11 protein-coding genes are annotated in these 12,654 nt (G+C 68.0%); 5 read left to right on the plus strand and 6 right to left on the minus strand.

Translation table 11 applies throughout. The features are described 5' to 3' along the window. Nucleotides 1–41 precede the first annotated feature (41 nt). The 3 genes from ACFTZB_RS34920 to ACFTZB_RS34930 are packed head-to-tail and all read right to left on the minus strand — an operon-like array spanning nt 42 to nt 3,194. Entirely contained in the window at nt 42–1,031 is a 990-nt protein-coding gene (locus ACFTZB_RS34920; protein ID WP_378438803.1) for an LLM class flavin-dependent oxidoreductase, read from the minus strand. Beyond that, nucleotides 1,028–2,332 carry an NtaA/DmoA family FMN-dependent monooxygenase gene (locus ACFTZB_RS34925; protein WP_378438805.1) on the minus strand — a complete coding sequence of 435 codons (1,305 nt, stop codon included), beginning with the start codon at nt 2,330–2,332 and terminating at the stop codon, nt 1,028–1,030. The genes ACFTZB_RS34920 and ACFTZB_RS34925 overlap by 4 nt, the downstream gene beginning before the upstream one ends. Nucleotides 2,333–2,345: 13 nt before the next feature. Further along, entirely contained in the window at nt 2,346–3,194 is an 849-nt protein-coding gene (locus ACFTZB_RS34930) for a sulfurtransferase (RefSeq protein ID WP_378438807.1), read from the minus strand. Between the two features lie 158 nt (nt 3,195–3,352). Between ACFTZB_RS34930 and ACFTZB_RS34935 the strand changes: the two genes are divergently transcribed. The 5 genes from ACFTZB_RS34935 to ACFTZB_RS34955 are packed head-to-tail and all read left to right on the plus strand — an operon-like array spanning nt 3,353 to nt 9,302. Continuing rightward, nucleotides 3,353–4,195 carry a sulfurtransferase gene (locus ACFTZB_RS34935; protein ID WP_378438809.1) on the plus strand — a complete coding sequence of 281 codons (843 nt, stop codon included), beginning with the start codon at nt 3,353–3,355 and terminating at the stop codon, nt 4,193–4,195. After that, entirely contained in the window at nt 4,192–5,139 is a 948-nt protein-coding gene (locus tag ACFTZB_RS34940; protein ID WP_378438811.1) for an ABC transporter permease, read from the plus strand. The genes ACFTZB_RS34935 and ACFTZB_RS34940 overlap by 4 nt, the downstream gene beginning before the upstream one ends. Then, nucleotides 5,136–5,990, plus strand: a complete 855-nt coding sequence (locus ACFTZB_RS34945; RefSeq protein ID WP_378438813.1) for an ABC transporter permease — start codon at nt 5,136–5,138, stop codon at nt 5,988–5,990. Before ACFTZB_RS34940 ends, ACFTZB_RS34945 begins: the two co-directional genes overlap by 4 nt. Next, nucleotides 5,987–7,603: an ATP-binding cassette domain-containing protein gene (locus ACFTZB_RS34950; protein WP_378438815.1), complete on the plus strand. Its 1,617-nt coding sequence runs from the start codon at nt 5,987–5,989 to the stop codon at nt 7,601–7,603. Before ACFTZB_RS34945 ends, ACFTZB_RS34950 begins: the two co-directional genes overlap by 4 nt. Beyond that, the gene (locus ACFTZB_RS34955; protein WP_378438817.1) at nt 7,596–9,302 is read left to right on the plus strand and encodes an ABC transporter substrate-binding protein; all 1,707 of its coding nucleotides are present in this window, start codon (nt 7,596–7,598) and stop codon (nt 9,300–9,302) included. Before ACFTZB_RS34950 ends, ACFTZB_RS34955 begins: the two co-directional genes overlap by 8 nt. A 76-nt stretch (nt 9,303–9,378) precedes the next feature. On the opposite strand, the gene ACFTZB_RS34960 is transcribed toward ACFTZB_RS34955, so the two are convergent. The 3 genes from ACFTZB_RS34960 to ACFTZB_RS34970 form a co-directional block, all read right to left on the minus strand. Further along, nucleotides 9,379–10,365 (minus strand): NAD(P)H-dependent flavin oxidoreductase, encoded by a 987-nt coding sequence (locus ACFTZB_RS34960; RefSeq protein WP_378438819.1) that lies wholly within the window; start codon nt 10,363–10,365, stop codon nt 9,379–9,381. Further along, nucleotides 10,362–12,017, minus strand: a complete 1,656-nt coding sequence (locus tag ACFTZB_RS34965; protein ID WP_378438822.1) for an AMP-binding protein — start codon at nt 12,015–12,017, stop codon at nt 10,362–10,364. The genes ACFTZB_RS34960 and ACFTZB_RS34965 overlap by 4 nt, the downstream gene beginning before the upstream one ends. Then, the coding region (locus ACFTZB_RS34970; RefSeq protein ID WP_378438824.1) for an enoyl-CoA hydratase/isomerase family protein at nt 12,014–12,654 on the minus strand (641 nt) is incomplete at its 5' end. The genes ACFTZB_RS34970 and ACFTZB_RS34965, both read right to left, overlap by 4 nt.

The following is a 12,654-nucleotide window of genomic DNA, read 5'->3' on the forward strand; positions in this document are numbered from 1 at the left end:
GTGATCGACCCGGCTCGCGGTGTGCCCGGGGTGGCGGCTCGCTACGAGGCGACGACCGGAACCAGCCGGGGCGCGATCTCGTCCGAGATTCGGTGCAGGCATTCCAGATAGCGCGGGTGTTCGAGCGCGAGCGGTACGTGGAACAAAACCTCGGTCGCCGACCGGACCCGCGCGTCCGCAGTCAACCGCGCCGCCACCTCGGCGCTCGATCCGACGTCGACGCCGCGCTCCCGGAGGTAGCGGTGGTGATCGCCGTCGTCCAGGCTGCCCGTGTAATAGCGCGGGCTCAGCGAGACGTCGGTCGTGAACAGGTCGAGGGCGTCACGGTGGGAGTCGCCGGGCAGGACGGCGACCGTCGACCCGATACGGGGGCCGCCCTCGCCGGTGTACTCGGTGCGGTAGGCGTCGATCAGGTCGCGTGCTCCGGCCCCGCCCCTGGCTTCGGAATTTCCGTGCGGCAGTAGACCGTCGCCTGCCCGTGCGGCGAGTCGTGCGGTGTCGATGTTGCCGGTGGACTGCCAGACCCGGTGCCGAAGCGTGCCCGGCGGAGGGTAGAGCCCGATCTCGTCGGAGACCCGGCCGGTCCCGAGGATGGCGTGCAGGGCGGCCGCACGCTCGGTGTACAGCGTTTCCCGATCGCTCTGGTCGAGGGTGAAACCGGCGTAGGAGCTTGCGGACAGACCGAATCCCAGCCCCTTCCCGATGCCGAGTTCGAGGCGCCCGCCGGCCAGCTGATCGGTCACCGCGGCATCTTCGGCGAGACGGACCGGATTCTCGAACGGCAGTGCGACGACCCCGGTTCCCAATCGGATCCGGGTGGTGCGGGAAGCGACGGCACCGAGGAACGGAAACACCGACGGCAGTGCCGCATGGTGGGCCTCGAAGTGCCGGGTCGCGAACCAGATCGTGTGGAAGCCGAGTCGCTCGGCCTCGACGGCGATGGTGAGGGCACGGTCGTAGACGAGTGCGGCCGGTGGACCGCTGCGCAGCTGGACGAAGAGTGACCACGTGGGGTCCGGTGAGAGCGTCATAGGCCGTAGTGTCCTCGCAGGGTGGTGGACCGGTATTCGGTGCGGAACAGGCCGCGGCGCTGCAGGAGTGGGACCACGTGGTCGACGAACGTGTCGAGCCCCGAGGGGAGCTCGTCCATCATCACGTTGAAACCGTCGCACGAGCCCGAACGGAACCAGGCTTCGATGAAGTCCGCGACCTGTTCGGGGGAGCCCACGACCTTGGCGTGGCCGCTGCCCGCGGCGAGCAGGCGCGCGGCACCACGGGTATCGAGGGCCTGGGTGCGCACGTACTCGAGGAACACCGACAGCTGGCCGCGTGCACCGGGTGCCGCCTCGTCGGGGGGAACCAGGTGCCAGGGAAACGGCGCGTCGAGTTCGAGTTCCCCGGCGTCGACACCGAGCCGGGCCCCGAGGTTGTATGCCTGCACCTCGTCGGGAATGAGGTCGGTCAGCTCTTTTTCCCGTTGCAGTGCAGTGGTTTCGGTGTCGGCGAGCACCACGATCAGGCCTGGGAGCAGCTTGATCGAGTTCGGGTCCCGGCCGGCGGACGCGGCCTGGTCCCGCAGTTCCTGTCGCCGGGTGAGCGCCGACTCGGCCGTGGAGTGGGCGCTGTACACGGCGTCGGCGTAGCGCGCCCCCAGCTCGACACCGTGGGTGGAGGCACCTGCCTGGATCAGGATCGGGCGGCCGTCGGTCAGCGGGGGCGCCTTCAGCGGACCCGCCACCCGAAACGTCGCGCCCACGTGGTCGATCGCGGAGATCTTCGTCGAATCCAGGTAGCTGCCCGTGGTCTTGTCGGCGTGCAGGGCGTCCGGTGTCCAGGAGTCCCACAGCGCCGAGACCACGTCGAGGAACTCCGCCGCCCGGGCATACCGTGCCTGCTTCGGCAACGCCTCGCTCAACGAGTAGTTCCGGGCTGCGGCATCGCCTCCCGTGACCACGAAGTTCCATCCGGCCCGCCCTCGGGACACGGCGGAGAGGCTGGCGAACTGGCGCGCCAGGTTGTACGGGTCGTTGTAGGACGTCGTGGCGGTGGCGATCAACCCGATGTGTTCGGTGTGCGCGGAGATCACGGCCTGTGCGACGAGCGGATCGAGGAGGCGGCTGGGGGAGTTCCAGTCCTTCGACTGCAGATTCGGGGAATCGGCCAGGAACACCGCGTCGAGGAATCCGCGCTCGGCCGCGCGCGCGACGTCGACGTAGTGGTCGATTCCCACGAAGTGCTCACCGGGCTGCGACGCGCGTCGCCACGGGCTGCCGATCGTGCCGCCGGGTATGAGGTTGGCATTGAGAATTACGTGCTCGGGTGACGAGACCATGGCTTTCCTTCGTTCATGCGGTCGGGTGAGAGGGGACGGCGTCGGTCCCGCGGTCGACGGCGCGCTGCGGATCCGACGTCCACGCCGAATACGAGCCGATGTAGAGCGAGGCTTCGACGCCGATGGTCGCGAGCACGAATACCTGGAACGCGGCGGCGACGGCACTGCCGCAATAGGTGGCGGTCGGTGTGGTGCCGTCGACGTGGAGTGCGTCGTATCTGGCGCGAAGCTCACGTTCGGTCCGCAGCCTGCCGGCGTTGTCGAGGTCCCCGAAGACGGACGCGCTCACGGCGTCGGGAATGCGGCCCTCGTCGTACAGGTCGGCGGGGCGGGAGTCGAGGAGCCGGCCGGCCCGGGCGAGAGGGGGGATCTGGTCCGTCGTCACGACGGGGAGGTGGCCGGGACGGGCGATCGCGGTGCCGCGCGGAGGGCGCGCGTCACCGATCTCCAGGGAGCCGCCCGCACCGCGCCAGGCCGCCAGGCCTCCGTCGAGGATGCGGACGTCCGTCAGTCCGGCCCATCGGAGGACCCACCACGCGCGCCCGGCCGGGGCGGACCGGGAATCGTCGTAGACGACAACGGTGCTCGCCGGTGAGATTCCCCATGCCTGCACCGCGTCGGTGAGCGGCCCGGCCTCGGGTAGCGGGCGGTCGCCGGACTGCGGAGTCCTCGGACCGGACAGGTCGGCATCGAGATCGACGAACACCGCCCCGGGAATGTGGCCCCGCAGGTAGGCGTCTCGACCGGAACGGTCGCCTGCTTCTGCCCGGACGTCCAGGACGACCACCTGGCCCGGGGGTGTGACGAGCAGTGTCTCCGCGGAGACGAGATGGTGTGTGCGGGGGCTGGTCAAGGGTGCCATCGACTTTCGGTTGGGGACTTCGCTGACCCAGTTTATGTTTACACTCTGTCGATAACATAATTCGATTCGCCGAGATCTTATGTATCCAAAAGGTGCGGATCCCGCACTATCGTCCCATCCTGCGGCCTCCGCTCGGGGCGCAAAGTAACAGGAGTGACGTGAAAACAACCAGATTCGTCGACGTCGAATGGCTGTCGACGCACCTCGCCGATCCGTCGACGGTCGTGATCGAACTGACCGACGACCCCGCCCACGACGGGGGGCCCGGAACCATCCCCGGTGCCCGCACCGTGTATTGGAAGAGCCTGCTGTGGCATCGGGACCGTCGCGAGCTCGCCTCGACGGACACCCTCGCCGACCGCCTCCATGCGCTCGGGGCCCACTCGTCGTCGACCGTGGTCTTCGCCGGCGACCCCCCGCAGTTCGCCGCCTACGCGCTGTGGGTGTCCGCGGCGCAGGGGGTGGGGGGCACGCTGAAGTACCTCGACGGAGGCGTCGGCGCCTGGCGCGTGGCGGAACCGGCGACGACCGGCGGATCCACGCCCGGGAACACTGCCGGCGCTCGACTGCCGATCGTCGCGCCGCGCTATCGGGAGGTGGTCGTCGGGCGGGAGGACGTGCTCGCCGCGATCGATTCGGGGACACCGATCGTCGACCTGAGATCGCCGGAGGAGTATGCCGGCCATCGTGTCTCGCCGGTCGGTGAGCCGATCGACCACGGTGCGCAGCGGCACGGCCGGATCCCGGGGGCGCGAAGCCTGCACATCCGCACACTCCTCGACGAGGACGAGCGCGTCCTCCCGGTGCCCGAATTGCGCGAACGCATCGAGAATCTCGACCTCGCCGACGCCGGCGAACTGATCTTCTACTGCAGGCTTTCACACCGGGCATCGTTGGGCTGGTTGGTGTTCGAAGACCTGCTCGGCGACTCCCGGGTCCGCGTCTACGACGGATCCTGGACGGAATGGGGCAGCATCGTCGGCGCCCCGGTGGAGCGGTGACACTGCAACAGCGCCTCGTGGTCCGGCACATCGGCGGGGTGGTGCTTTCGGCGCTCGCACTGATGTCGGCGGCGGTGACGCTGGCGTTCCTCGCGGTGCACGTCAGTGCGGGCGATCCGGTCACCGCGATCCTCGGCGAATCGAGCGATCCCGCGCTGCGCGCGCAGGTCGAGCGCGAATGGGGTCTGGACCGGCCGCTCGTGGAGCAGTACCTGAGCTACCTCGGGAGACTGCTGCACGGCGACCTCGGCTACTCGTACGTCCGGGGAGAGCCGGTCGCGCAGATCCTGTTCGGCGAGCAGTTGACCACCAGCGCCCAGCTGGCAGGGTTCGTGCTGGTGGCCACCGCGGTGCTCGCGCCGATCCTCGCGGTCCTCACGGCGGGCCGGCGCCACGTCCTCGCCCGCCTCGTCGGCACTGTGGAACTGGCGCTGGCATCCGCCCCCACCTTCTGGATCGGGCTGATTCTCATCGCGGTCTTCGCCTTCGGTCTCCGCATCTTCCCCGTGACGTCGGGAAACGAGCTGCAGCGACTGATCCTGCCCGGTCTCACTCTTACTCTGCCGATCTCCGCGGTGCTCTCCCAGGTGATCAGGGAGGGCATCGAGCGTGCCCTCGAACAGCCCCACGCGCTGACGGCGCGAGCACGCGGCACCGGTGAAATCGGTATCCGCCTCACACACGGACTCCGGCACGCGATGATCCCCGCGGCAACCCTCGCGGGGTGGGCGGTCAGCAGCCTGATCACCGGAACCGTTGTCGTGGAAGAGGTATTCGGTAGAGCCGGCATCGGCCGGGCGACCGTGGAGGCGGTCACCTACAAGGACCTGCCGGTCGTCCTCGCCGTCGCCCTGTTCGCCGCCGCCATCTACCTGACGGTCTCGGTGCTGGTGGACATCGCCTACCTGTGGATCGACCCACGCCTACGAGAGGTGACCCGGTGACCGCTCCCGCCCTTGCCCACCGCCCACGCACTCTGACAGCGCAGATTCCGGCCGGCGGGCGGCTCGTCGCGTCCGCCTTCCTGATCTTCTGCGTCGTCGTGGACCTGTGGCCCACGCTCGTCGCCCCCGGCGACCCACTGCGCACCGACCTGGCGCTCGCCCACTCCGCGCCGTCGCTCCAGCACCTCTTCGGTACCGATCAGCTCGGCCGTGACGTCTTCACCCGCGTGGTGCACGGTGCGCGGCTGTCGCTGCTCATCGGCACCGCGGCCACACTGCTGGCGGTGCTCGTCGGGATCGTCCTCGGGCTGGCCGCCGGACTCGGCAACCGTGTCGTCGACAGTGTGCTGTCCCGCGTCGTCGACCTCATGGGCGCGTTTCCCGAGATCCTGCTCGCCCTCGTTCTGATCACGCTGCTCGACAAGGGGACAACGAACCTGATCTTCGCCATCGGCATCGCGACGGCGCCCCGCTACGCCCGGGTCGTTCGCGCGGAGGCGCGCCGAGTCGACCACAGCGAGTACGTCGCCCAGGCCGGTCTCCTCAGCACCTCCCGCACACGGATCGTGTTGCGTCACATACTTCCCAACGCACTCGGACCGCTGCCGCTGCTGATCACCCTCGGCATCGGGACCAGCATCCTCGGTGCCGCGGCGCTGAGCTTCATCGGTCTCGGACCGCAACCCCCGTCCCCGGAGTGGGGAGCGATGCTCTCCGAGGCACGTGACGATCTGCGCATCGCCTGGTGGTCGGTGGCCTTTCCCGGGCTGGCGATCACGGCGACGGTCATTGCCACCACCGTGCTCGGTCGCGCCGGCCAGCACCGATTCGAACGGCGGAGGGCCCAATGACGCTGTCCGAGATCGTCCGTACCGGAATCGACACCGCAACGGATCCGCTCATCAGGGTCGAGAATCTCCAGGTCCGCTTCGGCGCCTCGGCCGCGCCCGTCGTCGACGGCGTGAGCTTCTCGCTGCACCACGGCGAAATCCTCGCGATCGTAGGCGAATCCGGCTCCGGCAAGTCGGTGACCACCCGCAGCCTCGTCGGCCTCGCCGGGCCGGGCGCGACGGTCCGGGCCGACCGGTTCGACATCCTCGGCGAATCGGCGCTGCACCGGACCGAGCGGCAGTGGCGCACGATACGCGGGCGGCGTATCGGACTCGTGCTGCAGGATGCGCTCACCGCCCTCGACCCGTTGCGCACCATCGGCCAGGAGGTTGCCGAGTCACTCGAACGCTCTGTGCCGCGGGTACATCGAGCCCGCGCCGTCGAGGAGATCCTGGCCTCGGTCGGTATCGCGGATCCGCAGATCACACGCAGGCAGAGGTCCTTCCAGTTGTCGGGAGGGCAACGTCAGCGCGCGCTCATCGCCTCCGCGCTGGCGGGCGACCCACAGATCCTGCTCGCCGACGAACCGACCACGGCGCTCGACGTCACCGTGCAGGCCCAGGTGCTCGACCTGCTCGTCGAACAGGTCCGGGGCGGCCGCGCGATGATCCTGGTCAGTCACGACCTCGCGGTGGTCTCCGCGGTGGCCGACAGGGTCATCGTGATGCAGGCGGGGCGGGTGGTCGAGCAGGGACCGGTACGTCGGGTCATCGACCATCCGGCCGCCGATTTCACCCGCGAACTCCTCGCCGCCGTGCCCCGCGGCACCGCGCAGCGCACCGGACGGGCAGCCACTTCGGCCGTGCTCGCCGCCCACGGCCTGACCAAGAACTACCGGGTTCTCGGTTCCACCGTGACAGCCGTCGACGACGTCTCCTTTCGCGTGCACAGCGGCGAGGTGCTCGGGGTGGTCGGCGAATCCGGCTCCGGCAAGTCCACCGTGGCGAAGATCGTCACGGGGCTGATCACACCGGACGCGGGCACGATGACCTTCGACGGGGCGCCGCTCACTGCCGGCACCCGCCGACCCGGACGCATAGCGCTCGTGGCGCAGGATTCGGTCGCCTCGTTCGATCCCCGCTTCCGGGTCGGTGAGATCGTCGCCGAAGCCGTCGCCACCGTCACGCCCGCACGGGACCGGGACGGGCGGGTGAGGCAATTGCTCGACGCCGTCCACCTCGGCGCGGACACCGCCCACCGGCACCCCCGCGAACTGTCCGGCGGGCAACGGCAACGCGTCAACATCGCTCGCGCGCTGGGATCCCGGCCACGCCTGGTGGTGTGCGACGAACCGGTGTCCGCACTGGACATCACCGTCCAGGCGCAGATCCTCGACCTGCTCGCCGAGCTGGCCGAGCTGGCCGATGCCGCTTTCCTTTTCATTTCGCACGACCTCGCGGTGGTGCGGCGGCTCTGCCACAACCTGGTCGTCCTCGACCAGGGCCGCATCGTCGAACACGGAAGCACCGACACCGTATTCGGCGCTCCCACTTCGCCTTACACCCGGCGCCTCCTGGACGCCGTCCCGACTCTGGGAACACCCCATCTCGAGAAAGACGAACCCGTTGCGTAGACAACTAGTACGAGCCCTGTCACTGGCCGCCACCGCGATCCTCATCGCCGGCGCAGCCGCCTGTGCCTCCGACCCGGAGCCCGGCAGCGGCGGCGGTGGCCCCACGACGGCGCCGGCCGACGGCGGCACGTTCACCGTCGCCCTCGACAGCTATCCCAGCCGTGGCCTGAGCCCCCACTACGGCGCCGCGTTCGAGGCCTCGCAGGTCCTGCGTAACTCGTACGACAGTCTCGTCTCGGAGGACGCCGAGGAACAGTTCCACCCGTGGCTCGCCACCTCGTGGACCATCTCACCGGACGGCCTGACCTACGACTTCCAACTCCGCGACGACGTCACCTTCCACAACGGCGAGAAGTTCGACGCCGAAGCGGTCAAAGCCAACATCGATGCGCTGCGCAGCCCGGACTACCCGGCCTGGACCGTGCTGGGGCTGCTGCAGTATTCGAGTGTCTCCGCCGTCGACGTCGTCGACCCGTACTCCGTGCGGATCACCCTGAGCACGCCCCGAGCGGACTTCCTCTCCACGCTCGGCGGCCTCAGCGGCGCGATCGTCGCACCCAGCACCCTTCGCGCCGACAACGCGAAGCTCACCAGCGGTGAGGGATTCGTCGGCTCGGGCCCGTTCATGCTCGACAAGGTGGTCCAGGGACAGGAGATCACCTTCCGGAAGAACCCCGACTACCACTGGGGTCCGGCGACCGCGACACATCAGGGTGCCGCGTACGTCGATCGACTCGTCGTGAAGTACCTACCCGAAGCCTCTACCCGCGCAGGGCTTCTGCGCAGCGGCGAAGTCGACGCCATCGGCACCGTCAAGGCCACCGACATCGGCCTCTTCGACGGCGTCGACGGATTCCACTACGAGCAGACCGGTTCCGCCGCATCGACGACCGTGATCATGTTCAACCTCACCCACGGGCCGACGCAGGACGTCCGGGTGCGGCGTGCACTCGTCCGCGGTGTCGACCTCTCGGCGCTGATCGAGAATGTCACCAAAGACACGCAGGACAGAGCGTGGAGCCTGCTATCCCCGGACAGCAAATACTTCGATCCCCGCCACGACGACACCTACCCCGCCGACATAGACCAGGCCAACTCGCTGCTCGACGCCGCCGGCTGGACCGGCCGCGACGGTGACGGCTACCGCACCGACGCCGGCGGATCCCGACTGAAGGTCCGGCTCCTGGCCACCATTCCCACCTACCCGCTCGACGACGTTCTCGCGGCGTGGCAGGCGGAGATCCGCCAGAACCTCGGAGCCGAGGTGGAACTCGAATACGTCGAGAACGCGCTGGTGTACGACCTGCTCGCCCGCAACGACTACGAGGCGTTCCCCCGGCAGGTCGGCGGACTCGATCTGTCACTGCAACTCAACCGCGCCTTCGGCTCCACCACACCGGACCTGAAGTACGGTCAGATCGACGGCATCACCGTCGGATCGATCGTCGCCGGATCCAAGCTCGCCGACCCCCAGGTCGACCAGTGGCTGGTGCAGGCCACCAAGGCGACCGACGACACCACACGAGCAGGCCTGTTCGACAAGGTGACGGAATTCCTCCTCGACAACGCCGTCGCGTTGCCACTGTTCACAGACCGCAACAGCGTCGCCGCGACCTCCGACGTCCACAACCTCACCACTCTCTTCGACGCTCCCCGCAACACCGTCAACGCCTGGGCATACGACATCGCGGTCAACTGAGCGCGGAATCACCAACACGCTCGCCCGGAGCGGATTGGTGATGACCGTTGCAGGCCTGTGCGCCGTGTGTCCGGGTTCAGGCCGGGGATTCCGACGTGACCTGCGCGGTCGGGAGTGCCGCGACGATCGCGAGGTATTCGCTGATGATGGAGTCGACGATGTCGGCGGCGCCTTGGATCGAGTCGACGAGGCCGGCGGACTGTCCGGCTTCGACTTTCCCGGTCGTGACGTCGCCGTGCAGGGCGGCGGCCTTGAGGGTGGCGGCGCGAAACGTCCTCTCGCGTTCTTCGAGTGGGGCCCCGGTGTGTTCGAGTTCGAGCATCTGTTTGCTGAAGTCGTTGGACAGCATGCGGATGACACCGAGGTCGCGGCCGACGACGTGGGTGTCGTCGATGGTGGCGTCGACGATCCGTTGTCGATAGGACGGAGAGACGTTGGCTTCGCGGCTCGCGATGAATCGGGTGCCGAATTGGGCTGCGTCCGCACCGAGGCTCAGGGCGGCAGCGAGCCCTGCTCCGTCGGCGAACCCGCCTGAGGCGACGAGGGGGATGTCGGGAAGGGCTTTGCGGACGGCGCGGACGACTACCAGCGTCGAGACCAGATCGGTGGGCGGGTGGCCGCCGGCTTCGCCGCCGACGACGACGAGTCCGTCCACCCCCGCAGCTGCTGCCTTGTGGGCGTGCTCGACCGTGGAGACGACGTGGATCCATCGGGTTCCGGCTTCGTGGAGTCGGGCGAGGTGTTTCTTCGGCCCGCCTTGGGAGGCGATCACGGTCGGGACCGGATGCGACACGAGGTAGTCGATGATGTCGTCGGAACCTGGCCGATACAGCGGAAGATTCACGGCGAACGGTGTCGATGCCTCGGCGCGCAGAACATCCACGGCGTCCGTGAAATCGTTCATCCGCATGGGACCTGCCGCGAGAACTCCCAGCCCGCCGGCGCGGGAGACGGCCAGCGGCAACGCCGGTGACGACGAAGCCCAGGACATTCCGGCTTGGACGAGCGGAACCCGGATGCCGAGCAGGCGCGTGATCTTGGTGGGGATATCGAACGTGGTCATCGTCGGCTCTCTACGGCAGGTTCGGAAGTGAGCAACGCGTTCGCAGTGATCACAGCGTCAGTTTTGCGAACCTTCCCGCTCGCCGTCATGCCGATCGACTCGAAGTCGGCAACGAAGTGAATGTGGCGGGGGATCTTGAATCCCGCCATGTGCTGTTTGCACCATTGCGCCAGATCGTCGCGGTCGAGATGTCGATTCTCGGTGAGCTGGACGAAGGCGAAGGGAACCTCGATCAGTCGGGGATCGGCGACGCCGATCACCACGGCCTGGCGGATGTCCGGATGCTTGTGGAGGATGTCCTCCACCTCGGCCGGTGCAACGTTCTCGCCGCCGACGCGAATGAGTTCCTTGGTACGGCCGGTGAAAACGAGGCGGCCGTCGCTGTCGAGGTAGCCGACGTCGCCGGTGTGTAGCCATCCGTCGTCGTCGACAGCGGATCGTGTCTGCTCGGGAAGATCGAAATACCCTTGCATCACGTTCCAGCCGCGGACCTGGATCTCGCCGCGTTCACCGGTCGGTAGCGTGCCACCGTCCCCGAGCGAGCTGATCCGTACCTCGACGCCGGGTTCGATCCGCATCGCGGTACTGACCCGGACCTCCTCCGGTTCCCACCAGCAGGATTGGGCGACATTCGGCGAGGCCTCGGACAGTCCGTATCCGACGACGCATTCGGTGGCACCGAGCACGTCGATGACTTGCCGGACGATGGACGATGTTGCGGCCACCCATGCCCCGCGCAGATACAAGCGGCGAGTGCGGACGTCGGGATGGCCTAGGATCATCAGGGCGATGGTGTCGTTCCCGGAAAAGTGTGTGCACCTTTCCTCTTCGAACAGCCGCAAGGTTTCGCCGGGTTCGAAGCGGTCCATGGTCACGAGGGTGCAAACGTGTTGGATGCACGCGAGTACAGACAGACTCGAGCCTGCGACGTGGAAGAACGGGCGTGCGCTGTGGAATCGGTCGGCGATGCGCAGTCCGAGGCGGCCGCCGGAGAAGAATCCGTTGGCGCACAAGCTGCGGTGGGTGAGCAGGACGCCCTTGGGGAATGACGTCGTGCCGGAGGTGTACTGGATGAGTGCGACATCGTCTGGTTCGGCTTTGGGGAGCGCGGCGGGCAGATTCGAGCCGTCGGCGAGAAAGTCGTTCCACTGCCGCGCGCCCGCCGGAGTGTTGGTGCCGACCACGACGACCGATCCGAGATCGGGAAGCTCCGGGAGATCACCGGCGCCGAACGGGGCGTCGACCCCAGGCGCTATCTGGCACAGCATGCCGATGAAGTCGACCCGGAGGAAGGCATCTGCCGTGATCAGCAGTGAGGAGCGTGACTGTTTGAGAACGTGCGCCATCTCGTCGGCCCGGAAACGAGTGTTGACGGGAACGACGACGGCGCCGAGTGCGGTCACCGCCAGGAAGATTTCGACCCAGCGGGCACCGTTTCCGAGGCAGACGGCGACGTGGTCGCCTTTCCGCACGCCGTGCGCGTTCAGCGCGCGGGTAATCGCTGCGGCATTCGCCGCGAGCTCGCGGAAGGTGACCCGCTCGCGCGCGGTCACGATCGCCTCCACATCGGGGCCGATGGTGACGGCCCTGTGAAGTGCGTGGTGGGTCGTGACGGGGCAGAGTCCGTCGAGCGTGAAGGTGGGGGCGATCACGGCGCCTTCTTTCCGTTGCGGGTCGTGACGAAGCGGTCGACGCCGTCTTTCCACCCTCCGTCGGCCAGGTTCTGTTCGATGGCGGTCATTTCGATGCGGATCCCCCGATCGAGGTCGGTTTCCGAGCCGAGGTCGACCGCGCGCTTGGTCAGTGACATCGACAGGGCCGGTGCGTCGGCGATCGTCTCGGCCACGGCGCGGCCGGTTTCGAGGAGATCGGCGGCGTCGACGGTGCGGACCAGGAGTCCCAGCCTTTCCGCCTCGTCCGCGCCGAGGATCCGGTTGGTGAACAGAAGTTCCTTGGCGCGCCTCTTGCCGATCACGCGTTGGAGGCGCTGGGTGGCTCCGACGGTTCCCCAATGTGCCTCCGGGAAACGGAAAGTGGTGTTGGTGGCGCCGATGATGAAATCGCATGCCATCGAGATCTCGCCACCGGACCCGACGACGCTGCCGTGGACGAGCGCGACGACGGGTTTACTGCAGGACTCGATGGCCGCGTATGCGGCGAACGACGCGATCCGCCGGCGGCGGACCCAAGCGGCGTTCTTCCCCTTGCGTTCCTTGAGGTCGGCGCCGGCGCAGAACGACGGACCATTTCCCGACACCAGTACGACGCGAACAGAGCGGTCGGCGTCGA

The sequence above is a fragment of the Rhodococcus sp. NPDC057014 genome, from assembly GCF_042673295.1.
In the GTDB taxonomy this organism is placed as follows: domain Bacteria; phylum Actinomycetota; class Actinomycetes; order Mycobacteriales; family Mycobacteriaceae; genus Rhodococcus_F.

Excerpts from the sequence above, each read along its gene's own strand:
- ACFTZB_RS34925 (WP_378438805.1), bottom strand. The coding sequence starts at position 2,332 with ATGGTCTCGTCACCCGAGCACGTAATTCTCAATGCCAACCTCATACCC.
- ACFTZB_RS34950 (WP_378438815.1), top strand. The coding sequence starts at position 5,987 with ATGACGCTGTCCGAGATCGTCCGTACCGGAATCGACACCGCAACGGAT.
- ACFTZB_RS34930 (WP_378438807.1), bottom strand. The coding sequence starts at position 3,194 with ATGGCACCCTTGACCAGCCCCCGCACACACCATCTCGTCTCCGCGGAG.
- ACFTZB_RS34960 (WP_378438819.1), bottom strand. The coding sequence starts at position 10,365 with ATGACCACGTTCGATATCCCCACCAAGATCACGCGCCTGCTCGGCATC.
- ACFTZB_RS34920 (WP_378438803.1), bottom strand. The coding sequence starts at position 1,031 with ATGACGCTCTCACCGGACCCCACGTGGTCACTCTTCGTCCAGCTGCGC.